This window comes from Lysinibacillus sphaericus (genome assembly GCF_000600105.1).
Classification (GTDB): Bacteria; Bacillota; Bacilli; order Bacillales_A; family Planococcaceae; genus Lysinibacillus; species Lysinibacillus sphaericus.
Genome location: NZ_CP006837.1, coordinates 2,145,343 through 2,169,589, shown reverse-complemented (window position 1 = coordinate 2,169,589; position 24,247 = coordinate 2,145,343). Strand labels below are relative to the sequence as shown.

Here is a 24,247-nt window from a genome sequence, read left to right as displayed (position 1 = left end):
TACATTCCCCTCTTTTATACTAGTACTTGCGCTACAAGAAAAAAGAGCAATTCGTTTCTTCTACTCGATCTAACCATTCGCTAACAAGCACATGAAAAAGATGTGATTGTTCTATTTGGAGATTATGCCCTGCTCTATCTAAGATGGTGAATGTTGCTCTTGGGAAAAATTTAAGCAAGTCAAGGGCATCTTGATAGCCGACGACCGAATCTTGCTTGCCTACTAAAAACAGACTCGGTTGTTGGAAAGGAATGTCCTTTAAAGCAAAGGAAAACCCATAGTTTTGCAGGATTTTTTCAAGAAAAGCCTCATCTGCCAGTTGACAGCCAACTAATACTTCATTCGTATATCGATGCCAGTTATATGCATCTAAGACCACTTGATGGGTGCTGAAATCGTCTACTTCTTGTTTCGTCAATGTGGCTAAAAAAGGTTGATCAGTTGCAACAATCGTATGTGCTGGCACAATGCGATCTTGTTTTTCGGGTACAATCATCGGACAAATAAGGGCAACACCTAAAATACGATCCTCAAGTTTCTGCATTATACCTCTTGTTAAGTACCCACCATAAGATTCACCCGCTATAACAAAAGATTGACTCGGCAAAACTGTCTGGATAAATTCTACTACTGCTTCTAACATATCATCTGTATTATGGATGTGTTCATATTCTTTTGATTTACCCATACCTGGTAAATCAAGATAAATACGTTTCCATCCCTCTCGTTGCGTAAAAATCGGCTCCATACATCCCTTCATCAGTCGATGATCGGGAGTAAATCCGTGGAGCATAATAATAGGTTGTCCTACACCTATCTCTTCATAATAGATTGTTGCATTCGTTACTTGACAAAATGGCATTTGAGCTCCTCCAATAATTCGACAGATATTACGAAATTATTTAAATAACATTTACAGCTTTACCTATGCTTGCTAGCTCATTATTAAATCATACACAGCCATTGTTGATTCCAACGGCGTTGTTTTGAGCTCTGTTTGTAATTGTTGTACACATCTTTCATACCATTTCAATGCCAGTGAGCGGTTATTCAATTGGTAATAACTATACATTAAAAGACGATACCCTTCTTCCCAAAGTATATCTTCTTGAATTATTTTCTCTGCATAAAAAATGGCTTGTTTAAACTGATGTTGGCGCGTGGCATTTTGGGCTAATCGTTCAAGTACTTCAATATATAAAGTCTGTAATTTATCACGGTCTTGCGTCAACCAATCAATTTGCTTTTTTTCTGCATATAAAACATCTGTATAACTATGCGCAGCCAGTTGTAGCCACTCATCCGAAAAATGAGGGTCAAACTCCTCCATCCCTAATGCATAATAATAATAAAATCGTTCGACATCTATATGCAAAAACTGAATATGCTGTAGCTGATACATATTGTTTTTGCGATGAATAAAAAAGCTATCCTGACGGGCATTTCGCCTTGGTTCTAGCACTTTTAACAAAGTATTTAAAACAACTTTAAAATCGCGATCTACTGTCTCCACAGAACGTTCTGGCCATAACGCATGCGCAATTTCCTCTTTAGGCATATACCGTTGGCGATGACAATACAAATACACAAAGAGCTCCTTCGATTTTTCGCGTTGCCATTCTTTATCTCCCAGTTTCTTATGATTTCTGATTAAATTTAAACTACCAAATAAATTCACTTGTATGTCATCTGTAGGGTACACGATATTGCCTTCCATTTGAAAATCATTTCGCAATGTTTGAATTTCGGCATTGTCTAGCCCACAGTGTTCACTATACTGCAAAAGCTCATAAAAAATCATTAAATTTGCTGGGCCAAGAATCGATTTCCTTTGAAAAAAATAATGATAGCCATTAGCAATACAAGTACTAGCAAAGTGCTGAAAACATTGACAAAATAGATGGGCGTTTTTCTCTTGCAAGGCAATAACAGATTGATAGAAAAAAACATGCATCTCCCCATATTGATCGCCACAATCAAGAAATAGCTTATGTGCCTTCACTAATATTTGTTTGGCTTCCTGCCACTCCTGACATGAAATCATCACCTTCACTTCAGCAAGTAAAATAAGGGCTGTCATCCAAGCATCTTGTACTTGCTCCGTTTCCTGCAAACCTAAAGCTAAATATTTTCTGGCAGCAACGTTATCCCCTTGTGCATGTTTAGCAATGGCAAGTCCCATATAGGGTTCCGCCTTTACACGCGAAATATTAATGGTATTCATTAACGTAATCGCCTTTTCATAGGCTTCACAAGCTCCAGCATAATTCGGAAAATCTAATAATAGCAAGGCATGCGCTTTTCGATTGTAGCCTACTGCCTCAATAAAAATAGACTTTTCTCGCACCCCTCTTCGAATGCCATGCTGAGCGGTATACCACGCTTCTTTGCCTTGACCTAATAGGGAGAAAACAAAGGATGCTAAAAGTTCACTTTCCCTATGTGTAGCTACTAATTGCGGAGGCATTTCCAATCTTTCAATCAAAAGATTCTTTGCTTCCACTAGTTGACCCGTGCGTAATAAAATCCGTACATCTACATTTGCCCTATGCACCACAGCTTCATTTAACTTGACTTCATCTATAAATTGTTGTGCCTTTTTTGCCTTTCCTAAATTCACTAGATTCTCTGCATACTGACGTTGCAATTCTAAAAGTGCTTCCTCACTTAACGCAGCTTCCGGAGCCAATTGTAAGGCACGCTTTAAATAGGGTTCTGCTAATGCAGGTTGGATTGTATCAAGATAAATGTGCGCTAATCCAGCCTGTGCCTTTGTCATATAGAGCACATCATGATTGCTTTTAGCCATCTTTTCAGTCATTTCGTACGCATATTTAGCCTTTTCATAATAGGCTCGATATCGATGGCACTCTCCTTCAAAAAAATAGAGACGATAATACTTCACTTTTTCCGCCGCCGAAAAACGCTGAATTTTCTCTAATAGCCACTCAAACTGACCAGCTTTTACTAGATTTTCCGCATAATCTTGCAATAGTGTGCCACTAAAGTTCGAATCATTTGTTTTAAATGCATGATGTAAAATAGCATGCACATCGTTTTCTTGAACGTAAAACAAGGCAGCTTTTTCATGCAATTGAACAAATTGTTGCGGATTTTTCTGCCATTTTAATTCTAAAAATCGACGAAATAAAGCATGAAAACGGTAAAAGCCATTTTCAGCCATTGGTTGAATAAATAAATGTTTTTGCAACAACTGTTTGAATGTCTCAGCAGTTTCACTCTGATAAAACTGCGCAATTAACGCTTCGGAGAAAGTAGGAAATATCGCTAATTGAAGTAATGTCTTTTGCTCAAATTTAGGCATCTTGAAGAAAACTTCCTCCGATAAGTAAGTAAACAAGTCGTTTGAATGGATTGTTAACCAGTAGTCTAGCGCTTCATAGTTCCATTGTTCAGCTAGTAATGTGATGGAGATTGCCCAGCCTTCTGTAATGTCCAATACTTTTAGTATTTCATCTTGTGACAAGTGTGTGGCTACATAGTCTTCAAAAAACACAGCAATTTCTTCAGCAGAAAATGCTAAATCCATTTCTGTTATAAAATGAGCTTTCATCTGCATTTTTAATTTTCGAATGATATCCCATTTCGGTAGTGTTCTAGAGGCGATTATAAAATGAATATGAGGTGGCGAAAATTCAATAATTTTTTCCATAACATAGTTTATATGAAATTCATGGTCGACTAAATGATAGTCGTCAATTACTAGTAAAAAGGAGTGTTCAATCTCACATAAACTATTGACAAATATCTTATACCAACGATTCAATTCTTCAATTTTAGGAAAACGTGATACCTGATTCCAATTGTCAAATTGTACACCAAAGTGCGGTATCACTCGTTGAATACTATAAAGTAAATGTCTTAGAAAGGGTAATATATTATCATCCTCTTCGGAAACACTATACCAAGAAAACGGGCTCGATTCCGCATGTAAAAACTGTGCTAAAATTGTGGTCTTTCCGTAACCAGCACCACTATGAATAAAAGTACAGGTGTGTTCAAGACCTTTTTTTAGTTTTTTCATCAATACAGCCCGACGAATACAATGATTGGATGGAATTGGTGGAATACATTTCGATTGAATAATAATATCTGCTGTCATTTTTACACTAACCTCCCCATAAGAACGGTAAGACGGGTTGTGGAATAGACTACATTCCATTCTTTTTGAATAGTTAAATTATTGACAGTTTACCATATACTATATGTAGTTTTACATATTTCCAATAAATATTGCGACAAGCTATTATTTTATGTAGAAAATAAAAGATAGAGAAATAAAATAATCCCGATTATCATGGCTAGATAATCGGGATTGGGGCTTTATTTTTATAATAGTTCCTTACGTAATTGTGCAGCTGATTTTGGAGATAACAGACCGAACGGAATATCGAATACTGTTTTTGCACCTTTTTCACCCGCTTGACTTAAGCGGTGTGCTGCACGTGCATAAGCCACAAGGACACTTGACGTGAAGTTTGGATTACTTTCAAGTTTTAACGAGAATTCTAAAATTTGTTTATCATTAGCGCCGCTTTCACCACTACGAATAACGAAGCCACCATGTGGCATGCCTGTATGGTTGGCATTAAACTCATCTTCAGAGATAAAGTTTACAGTTGTGTTATACTCATCGAAATAGTTCGGCATTGTTACAATTTCTTGCTCTACTTTTGCCGCATCTGCACCTTCTTCAAGCACTACCCAGCATTCACGTGCATGCTTTTCACGTGTAGTAAGCTCTGGATTCTCACCATTACGAACACGTTCAACAGCATCTTTGATAGGTAATGTATACTGTACAGCATTTTTAACCCCTTCAATACGACGAACTGCATCCGAGTGACCTTGACTTAAGCCATCACCCCAGAATGTATACGTTGTACCTACAGGTAATACTGCCTCGCCTAAAACACGATTTAAAGAAAATAGACCTGGATCCCAACCTACAGAGATAACAGATACTTTACCAGATTTTTGAGCAGCAGCGTCAACCGCATCGAAAAACTCTGGAATTTTCGCATGAGTATCAAAACTATCAATTGTATTAAACCATTGCGCAAAGTGTGGACCTTGCTCAGGTAAATCTGTTGCAGAGCCACCACATAAAATCATTACATCAATGTCATCTTGAAATTTTTCAGCATCATCTACTAAATATACGCTCGCGTTACTTGCAACGCTCACTGTTGAAGGATCGCGACGAGTGAATACCGCTACTAATTCCATATCTGGATTTTGTGAAATAGCGAATTCAACACCGCGCCCTAAATTTCCATAACCGACAATACCTACTCGAATTGCACTCATTAAAATTCCTCCTCACGTTAACGTAACAATGTGAAACCTTTCACGTTAATTCTACTTACAATAATACTGTGAGTTAGAAAAATTCACAATAGTTTGAGTACGTGTTTTTCTTTAGAAATTATACAAGTTTTCTATGATTTCTATACACATATGGCATGAATGCGGTTACAAATTACTAAAAAACAAGGAGAACTGTAGCTTTTGAATATAGTTCGATTAAAAGTTAAGTTGCAAACGCTGATTTTATACAGAAAGAAGCCAACTGTTTTGAAACAAAGTTTGATTAAAACAGTTGGTTTCTTTTATTTATCTAGTTTGGCTTTTATAATAAAGATTGATTATTTCTGGATGCGAATCTTTAATTAAAGCCCCCGTTAGTTGAGTAACAACGATTTTAAATATGATGAACGTCCACTATTTCAAACCTTTGATTTTAATCTTATACCAATAATATTTTCTGCTTCTGGGGTACAATATAAAACTTCATTTGCATTACCATCAAATATACTTTCATCAGCACTAGGGGCATCAACCTAAACCACTATTCGCAAGTGTTCAATAGCTTTCTTCTCCATTCAGGCATGTACTACTTTTACTTAAAATTCAGTTGAACAAACTTTATTTGTTCTACTCATAGAAAAATCCCCTCCAAATAGGACATGTAATTGACTATTGAAAGGGTATAATACCAACCATCAGGAGTGGTCTTTAACATATTTTATAGTAGTAGGCTACTTCGTTTCACATAAATCATTCTACTTTTAGATTTACCCACCTAAATACTCTACCTCATTACTTTAATCAAAGCAGCAAGCTCTTCATTTCCGTAGCCGGCATCCAAAGCCCTTTGAAAAAGGCCTTGGGCAAACATCGGAAATTCATTGTTAATTTTAGCTTCTTGAGCTTGTGCCATGAAAAGTTCAACTGTAGTCATGCACATATTTATAGAACTCTGAGGGTTATCGTATGTTTCTGTTTGAATTACTTCACTCTCATTCTTCATAACCTCCCCAACAACTTGTGAAACATGGGCAATCATGGAACCGAAATCATCTATGCGTAGTCCATCTGATTCAAGGATTCGTGCCGCGTGGAAAAATCCTAAATATGAACCAAATAAGTATGAAAGAAAGGCTAAGTCTGTAGAAGATGCAGCACTAACTTGCTCTCCAAGATAAGGAACATTTCCAGCTAAGCATTTTAAAATTTGTTCACTCTGTTTATAGGCTATTAAGGAACCTGAAGTGAAAATTGTTGCCTCTAAATTACCTATTTGAAGTGGTGAAGCTGCTATTGCTCCATCAAGATATTTTACATTATTTTCTTGAGCCCATAATTCATTGTCACGTGCTTGCTGCGGGCTACCTGTACTCAACTCAATAAGTACTCGACCTGAGAGAGCCCGTTTGACCTCTTTTGTATCCAAAATACTAATGGAAGCTTTATAATCGGACAAACAAATAATGGACACCTCACTTGCACTTACGGCACTAGCGACACTGGTAGCTAGGATTGCCCCATCTTCTAGTAGAGATTCTGCCTTTTCTATGGATCGATTCCACACAGTCACTTGATAGCCTTTTTTTAGCAATACCCGTGCTAATGTTGCCCCCATTGATCCCAAGCCTATTACTGTTACATTATTCATCTATTGTACCTCCATATCCTATTATCATTTTTTGTGATACTTACTTTTCTTGTAAAAATTCTACGGTATTACTGATATAAAATTGTATTGCAGCTAGCTCTTTTCCATTTATTATGACTGCTAGCTTATGTTTACCTGGATAATGCTTACGGGTTGTCAAATCTTTAAAATGATGGCTCCGTATATATCGACGTTCTTCTTTTTCAAATATGCGTTCCGTCACTTTAAATAATTTTCTAGAAGTCGTTCCATTTGCTTTAACAAAATCAATCGCGTATTCTATACGAAGCTTCTGCGATTCAGAGGAATTAGTCTGAACGGAAAATGAAAAAATAAGCGTTTGTCCAATTTTCACTCTTTCCTCTTCTAGCGATAATTCAGTAACTGACACATCTGGAGAAATGTCAAAACCAAGCAGGAAAAGTACTTCCGAATCTCCCTTTCTTAATAAACCACGACATCCATGTTTAATAATCCAATCTGTAATGGCATTCTCCCCATACCAGTCGTGAGCAAGATTTTTCACTAAATCCGGATGATCTTTGGAAATATCATTCAAATTATTTGCCACACTTTTCTGTACATACACAGAAGTATCTTGTTTAAGCTGTTTTAAAATCGGTAAAATAGGTGATGGATTCAATTTAAATGCTTTCAACACAGGCGCCCAAGGTAATCTTGGGCGACACCCTTCGCTAGCTAACCGTCTAATATGATGATTGGGATGGATCGACCACTTCAACATTTGATCCATCATCTTTTCAGGATCTTTTAATATGAAAGAACGAACAGCAAACTCTGAACTGGAGAATTGCGTAAATATCTCTAAAGCATGAATGGAATCATCCCAATCACCTAGTCCATTCACTTCCACAAAATCTGGAAAGAATAAGTATTCCACTCCAATACACTTAGGTGCAATTCGAGTCAAAATGGATAATGCATCACTATAGGACATAGGTAAGGTCTTTCGTAAAGATGTGCTTATATGTCTGATACGTTGTTTGAATTGTTCCTTTTTCCAATGATTGTCGTAGATTAAACTCATAAACTTATTTGAATTAAAAGCAGGATATTCAAGTTTTACAATATACATAAATTCATTAAAAAAATCTAGTGTGTATTTACCCGCAAAAGTATCAGTCATGTTCTAGCTCCTTTCTGCTAGGTTAGTCCATCCTAATTGAGCAACGGTACTTAACTGTTTTTCACAACCCTCTACAAGTTAGTCGGGATTAAATGTCTTAGCGTAATATCTCGTGAATCAATCATCGACACAAAATTTTGAAACTCTGGTATAGACTTGAGTTGCTCCATCGCTGCCAATGCCTTTTCCATATCGCGCCAATATATTATGTCCGTCCATTGACTTTCATCTAATGTATGTAGCAATGTGCGCCCCTCAAATCCTGATATTTCAAATTTTAAGACTTTTGTAAGTGTGGCAGCTGCCTGACAAAAATGATGCTTGTCAGTCCCCTCCTTCAGCTCAAATAAAACAATTTCCATTACATATTTTTGATTTTCTGGTCCCATTTTTAGTCACCTTTCATCCTCTTATTAGTGAAGTCAACGTATTTCTAGTCTAGCTTCTCGTAGCTTCATAAACATTGACTTCTAGTTTTAATGTACGGGATAATAGTGACAACTATTGGCACTATTAATATTTTTTTAATAGAGGAGGACTATTTTATGCACAAAGCGCAAAGACTTATTCAGTTAATAATGAAGGTCAATGAACGTAAGAAATTTACCATCCAGGAGATGGCGGAAGAATGCGGTGTTTCACGCAGAACGATGATTCGCGATTTAATGGAGCTGAGTGAACTGGGTGTGCCACTTTATTCCGAAACTGGACCCAGCGGTGGTTATCGTGTTTTGCGTGAAAAAGTGTTACCACCAATAAGCTTTACAGAACATGAGGCAATCGCATTGTTTTTTGCTTGCCAATCGTTACGTAATTACAAAGCCCTCCCCTTCAAAAACGAAGTAAATACGGCATTAGATAAATTTTTCCACTATTTGTCGAATGGACTAAAGAAAAAGATTGAAAGTATGCAACAACGGCTTATATTTTGGGTGCCTCCACATGAGTTAAATGTTCCATTCTTAAAGGAACTACTTGAAGCTGCGTTGGAGCAACATGTTGTCACTATCCTGTACGAAGCTTCTATTGGCAAAAGTAGAGTAATTCAACCTCTCGGGATTTATACGATGAATGGGCTGTGGTACTGCCAGGCCTATTGTTTCTTAGCAGAAGATTATCGAGTGTTTCGTGTAGATAGAGTGAAGGATTTTTCTTTAGACGCAGACCAAAATTTGAAATTGAATATGACAAATGAGCATATAAAGTCGTGGATCATGCCAACAAATGAGGATAATATGTTAGATCTTGAGGTAGATTTAACAAAAGAGGGCGTAAGAAGATGTCAATCAGATGTATGGTTATCCCAGTGGCTTAAAGTGGAAGATGACGGATTTGGTACGATTCGAACAAAAATAAACACTTCATTTATACCCTGGATCGTTCATTTTTTCCTGGGCTTAGGTACGGAGGCCAATGTAAAACATCCCCAGGTAGTACGTGAACAAATAAAAAACAAGTTACAGGAACTAATCAAACAATACGACTGAAGACAACTTGTGGAGCGTTTTTCAGTTACTTAATTTAGTACTCTATTGGTCGATTTAAGATTGAGGGGGCATGATAATTTATTGACTGCTTTAATGTGTTGTCATGTGAAGCATGTAGGGGGCTTTGTGATGATTTAGGAATCATCACAAAAGGACTTGCATACATGAAATTCAATCATAAATGCAAGTTCTATTCTATCCTTATTAAACTAAGCACCCGTTTATTGATGTTATCACCTAAATTTCCAATAAATAAATTTCACCTTTAAAATCTATAGAGGTGAGATGTTTTTAATCACACTTTTTTATAAAGCTACACGAACTTTTAAGTTTTCGTAAAAGCCGTGTAAATCAAGACTTTTTACTCGCTAGGTCTTGTACAATATAAATAACGACGAAGGGGGCATGATGAATGAAAGGTTATGGTTTCTCACCTAGTACAACGAAGGTTTTTCTAAAAAACGATAAACAAGCCAAACAGCAATCGAACTCGGTATTCGTTAGACAATTGAGAATTCCCATTGCAACAAACATACAATGTACAGCAAAAAACCTCATCAATCACCAAACGGCACTAAAAGTAGCTTATTTTGTGAATATGCCTTTAGCACCAATAAATGACCTTCCTAACAGTGTAATAAAGAATGGTTACAAATTCCGTAACTGCTACCATAGTGAAAAGCAAATAGCCCGCTGGCTCGTTAAAAAAAGTGAGTACAACAGAGCAAGACACAAACTTCATTATTATTATTGAATTTCTTGTGCTAATTGCATCAGACGTTGCTCATCCATTATATGATAGCCGTTCTTTTTCTTTTCTAAAATGTTAGCTTCGCAAAATTGAGCAAGAACATATAGTAAATGCCGGTAAGAGACCCCTAAGTATTCACATATCTCTGTATGTTTTTCTTTATAAATGCCTCTGTCAGATGATAGCTGGATAAAGGCAGCTAACCGATTTTCCAGTGGATAAGCCTGATTTTGCGTATACTTAGATGTCATTTTGGAAGCTTTTTCCCCTAAAAAGACACATAATCGACGTAAAAACGGCGCATCTGCTAATAACATGTCTTTGCATCCCTGCGTCGCAATGGATAAACAGATTGTCTCTGTCACCGTTTGAATCCCCTTTGTATACCTCGCCTCATTCAACAATTCAATTTCTCCCATAAAACATGGCGCTTCTATATATTCAATCAGTGATACCTTTCCATTTTTATGGGTCATATACAACTTTGCTTTGCCTTCCATCATATAGTACAGCGTATCTGGAAAAGACCCTTCTTTAAAAATCCATTCCCCTTTCTCAAATTTACATATTTCTATATAAGGATGAATATTAAACGAAAAAAAATCTTCAATTTGAAAATTTTCTATATAGTAAGAACGTTCTTCACCTGTAAGTTTTTGCATTTTTTATGGACTCCTGTTCAAAATATGAGATATCTCACATTATTGTAGCGAGGAACGTGCTATTATTCAACATAGTTAAATGGAGGTACCAAATTTTATGAACAATCAACGATGGCTTTCTCAAAATTTCTTTGCTTTTTTTATTACATGGGGTATTTTCTTACCTTATTGGACAGGTTGGTTAGTCGATGCAAAGCACCTTACTGTATCTCAAGCGAGTGTTGTAATGGGCTGTGGTCTTTTAGCCCGAGCAACGTCGAATCTATTTTTCTTTCCAATCCTCGCAAAATATGTGCACAATAAACGACTGATTACGATATTAGCAATTGGTGCATTGCTGACGGCTTTACTTTACATTCCAAGCACAAGTTTTATCGCACTTCTTTTCGTTACCATTTTATTTAGTATTTTTTACCCTGCTCTATTGCCTGCGGTGGAAAGTAGTGCGGCAACACTTGTACAATATGGCAATGTCCATTACGGTAAAAGTCGCTCTTACGGATCATTTGGCTTTGTTATCGCTGTACTTATTATTAGTATGTTAACAGGTGTTTTCGGGAAGGAAATTATTTTTTGGAGCATGATTTTAGGGATTATCGGGATGTTATTCATGCAACAAATGGCAACACCAAAAGAATTGCTTATTGTACCTACGAAAGAACAACGTGCAAAATCACTATCAATGAAAACATTATGGAGCATTAAAGGGTTTCCGATTGTATTATTGATTGTTATTTTATTACAAGGTGCCCATGCATCCTACTATAGTTATGGTTATATCTATTTAGAAGATTTACACGTCGATCCATTCTATATGGGGATGATTATTAACATTGCGGTTGTTTGTGAAATTTTATATTTCATGAAAGCTGATACACTGTTTACGAAATGGCGCTCCTCTTCACTATTACTGTTAGCAGCTAGTGGATCGTCGTTACGTTGGTTACTCATCTTCCTTTTTCCAAACGTTTGGGTATTTATCGGCTCACAAGTATTACATGCCTTATCATTTGCATTAGCACACTTTGCCTTTATCGGCTATTTAACAAAGAACTTACCGAAGGAACAAATTCCTAATGCACAAGGCTTATATTCAGCACTGGCAATGGGTTTAAGCACTGCCATTCTCACATTTTTAGGCGGCTATTTATACGAAATATCCCCTGGTCTCGCCTTTGCTGCAATGCTGATTTGTACAGTACCAGCAATCGGTATATTGCTAGCTACTCGTAACAGATTCCAGTACTAAAATTAGAATAACCCCAATGGTTTGATTACCATTGGGGTTTTATTTATATACACTATTTTTCATTGATTTTATGCAAAGTAAACCCTCTAACCAATAACAGAATACCTAAGATAAAGAAAACGATACTGAAAAGAAATAATACATAGCCAGAATTAAAAAAAGAATTATAGAAAGTTTCCTGACCTACATACGTTAAATTTGAGACACTGATAGCCGTAACAATATACTGAGTTGAAATTAAAATAGCTGCAATAATTAAAAACAGGCAACCTACAATTTTGTCTTCCATAGTATCCTCCCTTTCAATGTTTAGAAAAGTGTATATTATTTTTACTTTTTTAAAAACAATATACACGAAATATTCAAAAAAAAAAAGTTGAAATTACTCTGATTTTTCTTAAAATTATTTATATATTAATTAATTTAAGGGAGGAAAATATATGAAATCTACTATTTTGACCTTATTACTAGCTTTTGCAGTATTTTCTACTACAGCACTTACTGTCTCAGCTTCAGGGAACGATAGTCCATTACAAAATATGCGTCAAACTACAAACCCAAATATTTTATATGATATGGAAACCCTTAAATACTTTGATATAAGAGAAAATGGTTATATCGACGAGATATACAGGGTTGAAGGCGGAAAAGTAGTTGAATCTATTTCTGTTGAAGAGTTTATTATAATGGAAGAAAATGATAAAAATGAATTCTCGAATACGCAAGAAGAACCTATTCCGAAAATTTCTCCTTTCGCTGTTGCTTGGAGCCATATTTACAATGAATTTAGTAACTACGAAACAAGGATATTTGGAAAACGCGCTAGTATAATTCAAGAAAATCCAGGACCTGGTTCTGATACTTTTACTCTCTCTTACGAATATACAGAAACTTTTTCTACTAGTACGAGCCTTACTCATTTGCAACTTCAATCAATAGAGAATGGAGTTTCATATACTTTTTCAAGATCTAGAAGTATTAACTCTTCACACACTATGACAATAGAACCTGGTTATTCAGGGTATTGGCGATTTGATCCAAAAGTAAGAAAATCAATAGGTAAAATACGTAACTTGCTTCATGGACAGTTTATATCAGAGACTTCCGTTACAACAATGTATCCTACCCATGTAAATGGTCAATTAGATGGGTGGTTAGTTGCTGTGAAAACTAAATTGTAAATAAAAAAAGCCTATTTAGGGCTTTTTTTATTTACATACGTATCTTATCACTAGCTATCGAATGGTAAAGTAACTCCTGCAAACAACATAGACGTAATTACTGTATATCCTATACCTTTTTTATTAATTTCATTATTAACACTCCTTGGCATTATTGGGGATTTTTCTTTTTGTAAAAAAACCCTTCGAAGGTCATATATAACGCGAGTGCAATCCAAAAGATAAATAACCATGTGTTATTTTCTTTAAGGTCTGTAAAAATTAACACTGCACCCAGCAACGTTATAAGTATTTTAATGATTAGTTTCATCAAAATAACCACTCCTCTCTATCCGATAGAAAATAAAGATATGCCCGAGCAAGTACAAATTAACATTTCCAAACGTCAAAATCAATACCATTTTCACGCCAATATTTGACGGTGTCAACGCCGAAAAATGGCGGTAATTATCCTTCTATTTGTATATCACGCCAAATCACGCCATTTAAAATGAGGATAAAAGTACCTTTTTTCAGAAAAAGTTATAATTTTATTTGACTTTTACAAAAAAACATTTCAGTTATTGAAAATAAATAATTCAAAAAAAATTCATTTTTTATCATTGCAATATCATATTAACTAGATTTTACAATTATCTCTAAATACCCTGATTACTTATAATGTTTTACAGCAGCACTTACATTATCCATTAGTTTTTTGTCCCTGCCTCAAACACGAAAAAATTAATAAAAAATTGATTTCAAGCTAAATTTTTATAATATTAATTATATATTATTCAATTTTAAGGAGGATTTAATATGAAATCTATTTTTAAACCCTTTCAACGGCTTACTACCTAGGTTCGCTGGCATGCCCAAACTAAAATCTTTTTATAAAAAACACCAAATTTCCGTTAATTTCTCAACTATTTTTATATTTACATGTTTAACCATGTATCATACCACACAAGCTATGTACCCTACTGTCATACTTTTTATTCTAATGGTGTTAAACATCTTTTCTTTTGAATATTTTTTGAATCGTAAATACGACACTCCACAAAAAAGAGCTATTCCTGCAACTTTGTATTTTATGATAACTGGTATTCTATCTATTTTAGGTTATTTATGGATAACAGATAATTTACTAGAGTAGCAGATGTCTATCCAAAGTGGTTGATTATAATTGAAAGTGTTTTGCATTGTTATTTTATCAATGCAAAACGCTTTTTCTTGTTTCAACTAACAAATTTAGTAAATTACTCCCCGTTTTTCGAATGCGACTTAGCTACTTGAACCAGCATCTCTATTCCATATTGCAATTCTTCTGGTGTTGCATACGCATATGAAAGTCGAATATGCTGTGTATCTTGCGCATCATAAATATAGCCTGGGTTAATCAGAACATTGTACTGCAATAACTTTATAAAAAATGCTTTATCCACGATTGGTGCGTGAAATTTTAGCCATATATAAAATCCACCTTTTGATTGTTCCCAACTCGCAATGGCCTTCAGTTTTTCATGTAATAACTGTTCAACAAAGTTTGCCCGCTGCTGAAGCGCTCGTCGTAAACCAACTATATGGCGTTCGTACTTTCCTGATTGGAGCCAATGCAAAACAATTTCTTGCGAGATAGCACTTGATCCATAATCTGTTTGCATTTTAATATCCGCTAAGCGTTCAATCACAGTTGTTGGCCCGATTAACCAACCGATGCGCAGTCCAGGACTAAGTGTTTTGGAAACACTGCCGATATATAAAACTTGTCCGCTATCATCCAGTGATTTTATAGATGGGGATCCTTCATTGAAAAGTAATTCATGATAGACATCATCTTCAATAATGGGAATGCGGCATTGTTTACAAGCCTCGTAGAGTTGCTTTTTTTCTAATGATGTCCATACGCCTCCAGTTGGATTATTTAGCGTAGGAACAGCATAAAAAACAGCCTGCCTTTTTCTTTTCTTGTGCGCTAATGTTTGAGCAAGCCCTTCATCTCGGTCAATCGCCACCATTTGCATCCCGACAGATTGGAATGGATGAACAGAATTTAAATAAGATGTTTGTTCCTGAAATACGATGGAACCTTGCTCTAGCAAACCAACTGCAATAAGCTGTAATGCTTGTAGTCCACCCGAAACAATGCAGACATTTTCGGGTTGTGCCTGTATGCCTCTTTTTTGTACATATTGGCAAATTGCTTCCCGCAGTTGCTTGTTACCTTGCGGAGATGAATAACCTAACACTTTCGGTAGTAAGGAGATTTCCTTTAAGGATGCTTCTATTTCTCTAGTAGGTAATAAGCTTGGTGCTAATTCTCCTGTTCCTAAGCGAATGATACTATCCCGTTGCTCATATTCGTTGATTAATTGAATCGTATGATAATTTGGTTTGTGGAGACTTGTTTCTATGTACGTCTGCCAATTCGGTTGTCTGTGTTTAATTAATGTGTGCCAAGAAGTGTTAGCAACATAAATCCCTGAGCCTATCGTCGTTTCTAGTATGCCCGCTGCCTTTAATTCCTCTAGTGCTTGCTGCACTGTACTGCGGTTAACCCCTAATTGCATTGCGAGTTGCCTTTGCGTTGGTAACTTTGTTCCTGCAACCCAATCCCCTCGTTCAATGCGCTCTGTAATCCATGTTACAATTTGTTGTTGTAATGTACGATTTCCTTGTCGAGTTGGTTGCCAGTTCATATGTTCACCTCGTAAATTGGGTGGGTAAAATACCATCCAATTGGTCGTTTTCTTTTAGTTATAGCACAGGTAGAATGTGAATGGAAAGGAGGGATTGTCATTGGAGGCATTTCTGCATGGTATGATTTTAGCATTTGGACTTATTTTACCTTTAGGTGTACAAAACGTCTTCGTTTTTTCACAAGGCGCTACGCAACAACGTTTAATATTAGCCCTACCAGCTGCTATTACGGCAGCACTTTGTGATACTTTATTAATTTTGCTTGCTGTTTTTGGTTTATCCGTTATTGTTTTGCAATTTGAATGGCTACGGCTTGTCTTAATGGGCGTCGGAATTGTATTCCTTTTATATATGGGCTATAGCATTTGGCATTCGGATTCGACAACTAGTCAAAAGAGCGAAACGTTGCCCGTTAAAAAACAAGTTTTATTCGCGCTGTCCGTATCCTTATTAAATCCACATGCTATTTTAGATACAATTGGTGTAATTGGCACCAGCGCATTAAAATATAATGGCACAGCACAAGGACTCTTTACTATTGCATGTGTGCTCATTTCGTGGTTGTGGTTTTTCGGTCTAACATTGGCCGGTGCTTCTTTCAAAAAGCTTGATGGCTCCGGCAAGCTGATGAATTTCTTCAATAAATGTTCAGCAATCTTTATTTGGGCAACTGCTATTTATTTACTGAGTGGATTACTTTAATCTAGTACATAATTTAGAGTTCATTGATTGATCAACGTTTTGCGTTTTATGAATTACGTTATAATAAACTAATCTTTTAATAAAGCTATTCATATTTATAATGTTGGTCGCTCCAAGTCGCCTATTATACTTCTTTAAATTTCATTAAGACCCCCTCGATGGAGTGGTCTTAATGTTTCAAAATCTTTAATTTACAATATATTTATTTACAAATCAATCCAAGTAATAGCTATTCTATATAGCCCCTTTTTGCTCACATTATTAATAAAATAGCTGTAGCGAGTGATAACAAAAATCATTAGCTAACGCAAAGACGGAATCTATATATTGAATTAAAACGTTTATTTTAACAATTAGAAATCTACATATGTGGTGTAAACTTTGTGAAAATCATCTCAATTTTTTTAAAATTATCTTGCGTATTTATCTAGCGAATTCTAATATATGAAAAAATATTTCTTTTATTTTACTTAGTTTTATTAAATTTAAGTATCTTCAACAGCTTTAATAAGAGCTTAGTATTTATTATTTTTCTACATTTAGAGGAAGCTACCCCCTCTTTTCATGTAATTATCTCATTTTAAAATATTATAATTTTTATAATAGTCTGACTTATCGCTATATACTTAAATTATTATAAGAGGGAGGGGTATAGAAATGAGCAACTTACAACCTATTTCTTCAGAAGAATTAGTAAAGTTTGAAGAAGTTCGTAACGGTGACAAAATTACTGTTATTCGATGCTAGTTTTAAGACACAAAGAACGAATATTATTCGCTCTTTGTGTTTTACTTTACGTTTGAGTTTTGATTAGGAAAAGTAAATTACAAATGATTTTCTTTGAAGGTTGGGGAAAATGATATTATTTTATCTATTTTTATTCTTTATAGTTTTTAATTTATATACGTATTTAAGTCTATATGTTCATGAATTTGGACATTTTATTGCTGCAAAACTTCTTGGAGCAACGCAAACAAGAATTATACTAAATATTAAAAATGTTAACCCTTGTACTACTTTCAGTTTTGGAAGGAAAATAAGCAATTTTGAAAATTGCATTATAACGCTCTCTGGGGTCATATTGCAACTAACGCTTTCCATACTGATTTTGTTACAAAACTATAGCTTATTCATAAAAATAGTTGCAGTTATTCATATACCGGCAATTTTAATTAATATTTTGCCTTTAAAACCGTTAGACGGATATTATTTATTGCCACTATTGAAAAATATAAAAGGTTCTATTATTTTCTTTTATTTGCTATTTATTTTATCTATCCTTATATCAATCTACCTCACATGGCAATATTTATTTTTACTATTCGATAGTTCATTCAATAATACATTAATTATTATGATATTACCCGCGCTAATACTATATAAAATTTTCAGAAAAATAAGTAAATATAGGAGGGTTGAATATGGAAATAACTCATAAAAAATATAAAGTAAGATATGGTAATTCCAAAATTCTTTTAACAAACGAGAACAACTCCTTATTTTGGGAATCTGAAATTTGCCATACAGAAAATACAGATAAAGAAGAAAGGAATTTCTTTACCGCCGCGGATAAAGCCTTCTTTTCCTACCCATTAAAAAAATTAGGGAATGTTCATTTATTTGGAATCCCTTTTAATAAAGGTTCTAATAAAAGTAATTCAAAAGTGAAAAATTTTGCTGCTGCTTTAAGGGAATCGAGCCTACGACTTCCAATATATTTAGATGAATATAATGAACAAACTTCAGGTATTTATGATTATTTAAGAGATAAATATTTGATGAAAAATTGTTTGTTAGTCGATCATGGTGATTTATCAATAGTCAACGATAGTTTAGAAGAAACTAATCACCAAATATTTCAAGTATTGAACTACATAGAACCTCAAAAAACAAAATTTTGTGTAGTAGGTGGAGATCATTCAATCACATATACTCTTGTAAAAAATCTAACAAAGATATTATTGAAAAGAATGCTTATTATTCAATTTGATGCTCATCATGACTGCGGATCGGATATTTTAAAAATGGATAAAGAGATTTGTCATAGCAATTTTGTTCGTTTTTTATTACAAGAGGAAATGATTGCTGGAATCATTCAAATAGGTGTTAGAGGGCTTAGATCATTAGGGCAATATTATAATCATCCTAAACTTTTTCAACTCAATTTTACTGATATAGATAAGCTTCATTCAATTGTATCTGAATTATTAAATACTGGCGATGAAATAATTGGGTATGTTTCATTCGATGTTGATGTATTAGAACCTAGAGATTTCCCTTTAGTAGATTTTCCAAAAATTGAAGGACCAAAATTACAAGAAGTTATCAATATGATACAGGAAATTTTTAAAATTGTACCTTCCATAAAAGCAGTAGATATAGTCGAAGGACAATCAGGTGGTGAGCCTGAACAATATGATTCGGTTCTTCATATTTTATTATATTTACTGGATGAATTAACTAAAAATGGAGATGAAAAGTAGTCATGTTAAAAAGTGAAGATCAAATTCAACATGATTGTATGCTGAAATTAAGTGAGGAATCGATATATGGTTCTGATTTTGATAATTTTATAGCATTAGTAAATTTATCAAAAGAACTACAACCTTTATTACAATATGATAAATTAAAAATAATACAAGTATGGGAAAAGTATCGCTTTAATAATGAAGTACAAAACTACTTAAGACAGGAGCCATTTGCTTTTTCGGGATTCAAGGAAAAAATAGGTATGGAGAATATTATTTCTTGCTTTGAAAAAGGCGGTATTTTTGCTACTTTTCATTTTGGCCATTACCGTCATGTGCCTCTTGAGTTAACAAAATCTTTGAATAAAGGTAACAATTTTTCATTGGATATTGTAGTAGACAGAGAATCTTATGATAGTGAATTAGAATTAACAAAGTGGAATGAAATTAAGCAAGAGAATAATATAAGTTACATAATAGCAGAGGAAAATATAAGTGGCTTAAAGTTGCTTCGCTTACTTAAACAAGGAGGCTCATTTCTATTATATTTGGATGGAAATACAGGAGCTGGTGAAGATTCAAAACCAATTGAAGTTCAACACATTACATCATTAATAAGGTTAAGAAGCGGTATTTTCCGATTGCTGCTGTTAACTAAAAAGCCACTGTGTCTTGTAATGGCAGATTTAAATTCGGATGGAGAACCTCGTTTGAAAGCTGAGAATCTAAGATACTTTAGAAAAGAGAACTTTGAGCAATCTGTAAATGAAATTTACACGATTTTTAGAAACACACTAATCAATCATCCTGAATTATGGAGGTTTTGGTATAGACATCATCTTTTTGTGAATAGTTGGATAGAAATAAACAATTCAATGACAAATAGTCCATCGATTGATTGGCGAAGTAATAATGGCTTAGGATTAGATATAACTACAGGAAATGTATACAAGTTAGATTATTAAACAGCAGATTATCTTAACTTAATTCAGCTAGTCAAATCTGTTCAGCATGTGGATACAAAGACAGCAAGAAACCGTTCGAAATTCTAGAATGGACTTGTCCTATTTGTCATGCATATCATGCGATATAGAAGCAAGTATCAATATTCTGACTGAGGTCTAAGAATGAAAGCCATTTGCTTAGCTAGAAATAGATACCATAGGAACTACGGAATAGCTTAGGAAATAATAGACACCACTGCAAGTAAAGACACACTTGCAAGTATGCTCTATCCCCAAGAAACGTCCACTTCAAGCGTTAAGAATTGTTATGTTTAACTGAGTGGTGAGTAGTTTACAAAGTAAAGATGACCAACCAGTAATCATTTGCCTAGGGGGACTACTATGTTTAAAAATCATAATTTTGTTTTACTGTTTTTCTCTCGTTTTTTTAGTGTATTTGCAGATGCTATGTTATTTATAATTCTATTATCTATGTTAGGCAATTTTGGTATTCGCGCTATCGGACTTTCAATTTTCTTTATTTTTTCTACACTTCCAGCAATAATATTTTCTTTGCCAGCGGGGGCAATTATTGAAAGAAAATACCTTCAAAAAGTCATGAGTTTTACTGACATAATACGATTTGTTTTAGTTGGATGTCTAGCATTAATTAACACAATTCATTTAACACCTGCTACCATTTATATATTTGTCTTTGCCATTGTCTTGTGTAATATATTTTACATCCCGGCCAATTCTTCTCTATTGCCCAAAATTGTTAAGAAGGAATATTTAGCAAATGCAAATAGTTATATCCAAATCACAATGCTCTTTGCAAAAATAGGTTCTTATAGCGTGGGGGCGTGGTCGATTAAAAGTGGATTGAGTTATTCTAATTTGCTACTTATCGTTGGCTCATTTTACATTATTTCGATGATTATGATTTTAGCAGTAAAGCCATATCACAAAAATTTATCAACCAACGAACCAAAAACTATTATACAGGACGTAAAAGCTGGATTAGCTTATATTAAAATAAATAAATTATATAGTAAGCTGTTTCAAATATTTGGTGCAGCATGGTTAGTTGGTTCGTCAGTGGATCTTTATTTAATATCGTATTTAGTGGAAGTATTGGAACGACCACATGAAGATTTATATATAATTACCACATATAGTTTGATTGGAATTGGTTTAGGATCTTTCATATCGCCTTACTTATACAAACGAATTAATCCTAAAATAGGGCTTTATGCTTCAAGTCTATTCTTTGGTATTATTATCGCTTTATTCTCATTGAAATTACCACTGGCGGTATTGTTAATAGGATTACTTTTCGGTGGATTTGCACAAGGTTTATTTTTAATTTTTATAAATACGTATTTACAAAGCAATGTAGAAGAGAAATATCTTTCACGAGTATACAGCTTATACCACTTCGTTTACACTGGAGTAAGCTTGCCAGGATATCTACTTTTCGGATACTTTATTGATCGTATCGGCATAATTAATACAGGTTTTATTATTGCATCCTATTTAATATTAATTGCTTTAGTAACGATTTTCTACTTACCATCTTTACGAGATAAAAAGGTAATCTTAGAAGAAAGGCATTCTTAAAAAAATCCAGCTATCTGTTTTTTTATTGATAGCTGGCTATTATATTATTATTCTTTTTTAAGCCTTTTTATATATGTTTGTAAGTATTCTTCATAATTTAGAGCATGATTCAAGGATTCAACCTTATGCAATATATATATTGATTCTTGAGCAAGTTCAAGACCTTGTTTATATTTTGTATGCATTTTAAATATACCAAAGTAAAAATTTAGAATTGTTTTTTCTAAAATAAAGGTTTCAGGTATATTTTGATTTTTTAATTCATATAAGTATGCTTCGGTTTCTTTCAACTTATTATGCTCCAGACATGTTCTAATAGTATTAAAATAAATATCAAATAAATTACGCTTGTAACTTAACATGTTTTTGAAATATATACTCTTTTTAATGACTTCTGATGATAGCATAATTACAACATCTATATCCAATAAATGTAACGTATTTCCATAAAGAATTATTTCATATTCTCCCCAGACCTCTACTTGCCATAAATAATCAACGAGTATTTTTAAATTTTCTTGTTTAACTTTGTTATCAGTAAGGTCCGAAATAATTGCTTCGATCATGATGCTGTTTAATTTATATGACAATACATTAGTTAGTTCAAATTTAAAAATTTCATCATTTCTTAACTTATTCAAAAACTTTAAATCTCCACGTAAATAAGATTCCTTCATGTTTATAATTAATTCTTCAAAATGCTCTACTTTAAATTCATTATTGATATAGATAAATTCTTCAAAACTTACATTAATTCGATTAAGTAACAATAATAACTTAGAAACAGTTATGCCAGTTTCATCTCTTTCAAATTTAGATAAATGAGAAACAGACATTATATCTTTTGCTGTATTATTAAGACTATAACCTTTGTGTAACCGTAACTTGCGAAAAGTATTACCTAAGTTATCCATAAAAATCACCTTTATCATGTATTAAAGTAGAAATTATTGATCAAATTGTCTAAAAAAATAATAATAAAGAAATAGTGAATAAATATTCTTTTGAACCTAATATTAAAGAATTAGCGTTCTTAATCAAAAAAGCAGGTCGTTCAATCAAAGCGCTTATACTAGGGAACCACTTTTCTGAATAGCTTACTTATATTTTCTACTTTTATTAATTTTAAAGACATTCTACCCACCCTCTTTGAAGATAAATATTATTTTTACAAATTAGTATAAAATGCCTTTTGCAAGATGAAAAGTGTCTATTTTTTGAATATTTTGTGAACAGAATTGATATATAATATAATTTAACAATAAAGAATATATACATTTTTAAAAGTAATTTATTGTTTGCTAGAGCTGATATCTTGAAAGGATTAATTATAAAAATCCTATTGAGGCAAGCTATCTATTTATCGGTGGAATATTTATAGTCTTAGATTTTTCTCAAGGTTTAATCTTCTTTCTAATAGGGGCACTTTCTACTGTTGTGGGCATTAAAGAAAACAATAAGCTTTCTTAAATAAAGAAAATATCTTAGTACTAAAACATTGTTTAATTTGTAATTATGTCTAAATATAAATAGTAAGAAAAGTCGATTAAAAGGTTTTAGCGCATCCTTTAATTGACTTTTCTTAAACTATATATAATTAGAAAATAAACGTAATCCCCATTTCCCTATCAAACAATTTCGCCTGAATCACATGTTCTCCAAATTGCACTTTCCCCGAACAAAATGTCATTTAACCATACATTAGCTTTTAATAATGCCGTATACTGTTGGATGATTTTCACTGTTTCAGCATCTGTAGAAATAGAAAGCGAGATATATTGTTCAACTGGTAACTGCCATTTTTTGCGGGTTTCTTGAATGGTACGTATTAACTCTCTTATTTGACCTTCCTGAAGTAAGTCTTCTGTTAAATATGTATCAAGTAAGACACGACATTCATTCTCTTTTGCTAACACATAATGCTCCTTCACTATGGACTCTTTTAACACATGTGTTATTTGCTGTAGGTGGTCCTTCGTAAAATACAAAGGGCTTACTAGCAGAACGATTACTGATGGATGCTTGAAACTTGAAACGTTCGTTCTTCCTCCCATATTTTACGAATTCTTGTTTCCCTTTCTACAGTTGTCTCTTTGTTGTTGTCAACTTGCATGTAAATTCCTCCTATACAGTCGTGTATAAAAGGCATACAAAAACCCCGTCCCAAGCAAGGGACGAGGTTAACCGTGAATACCACCCTAATTCTATTGAAACCCGCTCAATAGCACTTAGCAACGTACAATCATACGTGTTCACTTTAACGGTAGACACCCGAATTGGCTTAATTTATTTAACTAATCTTCTCAGAGAGGATCTTCATGAAACATTTGCACACCGACTTCCACCAACATGTGGGCTCTCTGTAGAACAAAATGTAA

At 34.0% G+C, this 24,247-nt stretch carries 20 protein-coding genes and 1 other annotated feature (1 of these 21 cut by a window edge); of the genes, 8 read left to right on the top strand and 12 right to left on the bottom strand.

Features of this window, described 5'->3' with window-relative positions; all coding sequences use genetic code 11:
* Positions 1-31: 31 nt before the first annotated feature.
* The 6 genes from T479_RS10075 to T479_RS10050 all read right to left on the bottom strand — a co-directional run bounded on the left by T479_RS10075 (position 32) and on the right by T479_RS10050 (position 8,515).
* The gene (locus T479_RS10075; RefSeq protein ID WP_025219457.1) at positions 32-862 is read right to left on the bottom strand and encodes an alpha/beta fold hydrolase; all 831 of its coding nucleotides are present in this window, start codon (positions 860-862) and stop codon (positions 32-34) included.
* 72 nt (positions 863-934) lie between these two features.
* On the bottom strand, positions 935-4,123 hold the full coding sequence (locus tag T479_RS10070; RefSeq protein WP_025219456.1) for an AfsR/SARP family transcriptional regulator: 3,189 nt from the start codon (positions 4,121-4,123) through the stop codon (positions 935-937).
* A 227-nt stretch (positions 4,124-4,350) separates the two neighbouring features.
* Positions 4,351-5,331: a diaminopimelate dehydrogenase gene (locus tag T479_RS10065; RefSeq protein ID WP_024361806.1), complete on the bottom strand. Its 981-nt coding sequence runs from the start codon at positions 5,329-5,331 to the stop codon at positions 4,351-4,353.
* A 784-nt stretch (positions 5,332-6,115) separates the two neighbouring features.
* A complete protein-coding gene (locus T479_RS10060; RefSeq protein ID WP_025219455.1) occupies positions 6,116-6,979 on the bottom strand; it encodes an NAD(P)-dependent oxidoreductase in 864 nt (287 codons plus the stop codon).
* A gap of 40 nt (positions 6,980-7,019) precedes the next feature.
* Positions 7,020-8,126, bottom strand: a complete 1,107-nt coding sequence (locus T479_RS10055) for a DNA alkylation repair protein (RefSeq protein ID WP_025219454.1) — start codon at positions 8,124-8,126, stop codon at positions 7,020-7,022.
* A 71-nt stretch (positions 8,127-8,197) separates the two neighbouring features.
* Complete coding sequence (locus T479_RS10050) at positions 8,198-8,515, bottom strand: hypothetical protein (protein WP_025219453.1); 318 nt, start codon at positions 8,513-8,515, stop codon at positions 8,198-8,200.
* Positions 8,516-8,671: 156 nt separating this feature from the next.
* Here T479_RS10050 and T479_RS10045 point away from each other — a divergent pair, with 156 nt between their 5' ends.
* Together T479_RS10045 and T479_RS10040 are read left to right on the top strand one after the other, a co-directional pair.
* Positions 8,672-9,613, top strand: coding sequence for a helix-turn-helix transcriptional regulator (locus T479_RS10045; RefSeq protein ID WP_025219452.1), 942 nt, complete (start codon positions 8,672-8,674; stop codon positions 9,611-9,613).
* Positions 9,614-10,025: 412 nt separating this feature from the next.
* Entirely contained in the window at positions 10,026-10,367 is a 342-nt protein-coding gene (locus T479_RS10040) for a hypothetical protein (protein ID WP_025219451.1), read from the top strand.
* Here the strand turns inward: T479_RS10040 and yeiL are convergent.
* The gene (yeiL, locus tag T479_RS10035; RefSeq protein WP_025219450.1) at positions 10,361-11,026 is read right to left on the bottom strand and encodes a transcriptional regulator YeiL; all 666 of its coding nucleotides are present in this window, start codon (positions 11,024-11,026) and stop codon (positions 10,361-10,363) included. The two genes, T479_RS10040 and yeiL, sit on opposite strands and share 7 nt — an antisense overlap.
* Before the next feature lie 97 nt (positions 11,027-11,123).
* Here yeiL and T479_RS10030 point away from each other — a divergent pair, with 97 nt between their 5' ends.
* Positions 11,124-12,275 (top strand): MFS transporter, encoded by a 1,152-nt coding sequence (locus T479_RS10030; RefSeq protein WP_025219449.1) that lies wholly within the window; start codon positions 11,124-11,126, stop codon positions 12,273-12,275.
* A 52-nt stretch (positions 12,276-12,327) separates the two neighbouring features.
* Here T479_RS10030 and T479_RS10025 read toward each other — a convergent pair whose 3' ends face one another.
* Positions 12,328-12,564, bottom strand: coding sequence for a hypothetical protein (locus T479_RS10025; protein ID WP_025219448.1), 237 nt, complete (start codon positions 12,562-12,564; stop codon positions 12,328-12,330).
* Positions 12,565-12,715: 151 nt separating this feature from the next.
* Here T479_RS10025 and T479_RS10020 point away from each other — a divergent pair, with 151 nt between their 5' ends.
* Positions 12,716-13,456 (top strand): hypothetical protein, encoded by a 741-nt coding sequence (locus T479_RS10020; protein ID WP_025219447.1) that lies wholly within the window; start codon positions 12,716-12,718, stop codon positions 13,454-13,456.
* A 151-nt stretch (positions 13,457-13,607) separates the two neighbouring features.
* Here the strand turns inward: T479_RS10020 and T479_RS23705 are convergent, their stop codons facing one another.
* The gene (locus T479_RS23705) at positions 13,608-13,769 is read right to left on the bottom strand and encodes a hypothetical protein (protein WP_158497879.1); all 162 of its coding nucleotides are present in this window, start codon (positions 13,767-13,769) and stop codon (positions 13,608-13,610) included.
* Positions 13,770-14,694: 925 nt separating this feature from the next.
* Positions 14,695-16,134 carry an aminotransferase-like domain-containing protein gene (locus tag T479_RS10015; protein ID WP_025219446.1) on the bottom strand — a complete coding sequence of 480 codons (1,440 nt, stop codon included), beginning with the start codon at positions 16,132-16,134 and terminating at the stop codon, positions 14,695-14,697.
* A gap of 100 nt (positions 16,135-16,234) precedes the next feature.
* Here T479_RS10015 and T479_RS10010 point away from each other — a divergent pair, with 100 nt between their 5' ends.
* The 4 genes from T479_RS10010 to T479_RS09990 all read left to right on the top strand — a co-directional run bounded on the left by T479_RS10010 (position 16,235) and on the right by T479_RS09990 (position 21,869).
* Positions 16,235-16,837, top strand: coding sequence for a LysE/ArgO family amino acid transporter (locus T479_RS10010; RefSeq protein WP_025219445.1), 603 nt, complete (start codon positions 16,235-16,237; stop codon positions 16,835-16,837).
* Positions 16,838-18,258: 1,421 nt separating this feature from the next.
* Positions 18,259-19,320, top strand: coding sequence for an arginase family protein (locus tag T479_RS10000; protein WP_024361814.1), 1,062 nt, complete (start codon positions 18,259-18,261; stop codon positions 19,318-19,320).
* A gap of 2 nt (positions 19,321-19,322) precedes the next feature.
* Positions 19,323-20,270, top strand: coding sequence for a hypothetical protein (locus T479_RS09995; RefSeq protein WP_025219444.1), 948 nt, complete (start codon positions 19,323-19,325; stop codon positions 20,268-20,270).
* Positions 20,271-20,651: 381 nt separating this feature from the next.
* Positions 20,652-21,869: an MFS transporter gene (locus T479_RS09990; protein ID WP_025219443.1), complete on the top strand. Its 1,218-nt coding sequence runs from the start codon at positions 20,652-20,654 to the stop codon at positions 21,867-21,869.
* A 47-nt stretch (positions 21,870-21,916) separates the two neighbouring features.
* On the opposite strand, the gene T479_RS09985 is transcribed toward T479_RS09990, so the two are convergent.
* Positions 21,917-22,783, bottom strand: a complete 867-nt coding sequence (locus T479_RS09985; RefSeq protein ID WP_025219442.1) for a helix-turn-helix domain-containing protein — start codon at positions 22,781-22,783, stop codon at positions 21,917-21,919.
* A gap of 714 nt (positions 22,784-23,497) precedes the next feature.
* Complete coding sequence (locus tag T479_RS09980; RefSeq protein ID WP_407080995.1) at positions 23,498-23,818, bottom strand: DUF5915 domain-containing protein; 321 nt, start codon at positions 23,816-23,818, stop codon at positions 23,498-23,500.
* Positions 23,819-24,036: 218 nt separating this feature from the next.
* Positions 24,037-24,247 (bottom strand) — a binding site (T-box leader); it runs 28 nt beyond the window's last position.

Bases quoted from the DNA above. Each gene is read 5' to 3' on its own strand.
- T479_RS10075 (WP_025219457.1), bottom strand. From the start codon at position 862: ATGCCATTTTGTCAAGTAACGAATGCAACAATCTATTATGAAGAGATA.
- T479_RS10070 (WP_025219456.1), bottom strand. From the start codon at position 4,123: ATGACAGCAGATATTATTATTCAATCGAAATGTATTCCACCAATTCCA.
- T479_RS10065 (WP_024361806.1), bottom strand. From the start codon at position 5,331: ATGAGTGCAATTCGAGTAGGTATTGTCGGTTATGGAAATTTAGGGCGC.
- T479_RS10060 (WP_025219455.1), bottom strand. From the start codon at position 6,979: ATGAATAATGTAACAGTAATAGGCTTGGGATCAATGGGGGCAACATTA.
- T479_RS10055 (WP_025219454.1), bottom strand. From the start codon at position 8,126: ATGACTGATACTTTTGCGGGTAAATACACACTAGATTTTTTTAATGAA.
- T479_RS10050 (WP_025219453.1), bottom strand. From the start codon at position 8,515: ATGGGACCAGAAAATCAAAAATATGTAATGGAAATTGTTTTATTTGAG.
- T479_RS10045 (WP_025219452.1), top strand. From the start codon at position 8,672: ATGCACAAAGCGCAAAGACTTATTCAGTTAATAATGAAGGTCAATGAA.
- T479_RS10040 (WP_025219451.1), top strand. From the start codon at position 10,026: ATGAAAGGTTATGGTTTCTCACCTAGTACAACGAAGGTTTTTCTAAAA.
- yeiL (WP_025219450.1), bottom strand. From the start codon at position 11,026: ATGCAAAAACTTACAGGTGAAGAACGTTCTTACTATATAGAAAATTTT.
- T479_RS10030 (WP_025219449.1), top strand. From the start codon at position 11,124: ATGAACAATCAACGATGGCTTTCTCAAAATTTCTTTGCTTTTTTTATT.
- T479_RS10025 (WP_025219448.1), bottom strand. From the start codon at position 12,564: ATGGAAGACAAAATTGTAGGTTGCCTGTTTTTAATTATTGCAGCTATT.
- T479_RS10020 (WP_025219447.1), top strand. From the start codon at position 12,716: ATGAAATCTACTATTTTGACCTTATTACTAGCTTTTGCAGTATTTTCT.
- T479_RS10015 (WP_025219446.1), bottom strand. From the start codon at position 16,134: ATGAACTGGCAACCAACTCGACAAGGAAATCGTACATTACAACAACAA.
- T479_RS10000 (WP_024361814.1), top strand. From the start codon at position 18,259: ATGGAAATAACTCATAAAAAATATAAAGTAAGATATGGTAATTCCAAA.
- T479_RS09995 (WP_025219444.1), top strand. From the start codon at position 19,323: ATGTTAAAAAGTGAAGATCAAATTCAACATGATTGTATGCTGAAATTA.
- T479_RS09990 (WP_025219443.1), top strand. From the start codon at position 20,652: ATGTTTAAAAATCATAATTTTGTTTTACTGTTTTTCTCTCGTTTTTTT.
- T479_RS09985 (WP_025219442.1), bottom strand. From the start codon at position 22,783: ATGGATAACTTAGGTAATACTTTTCGCAAGTTACGGTTACACAAAGGT.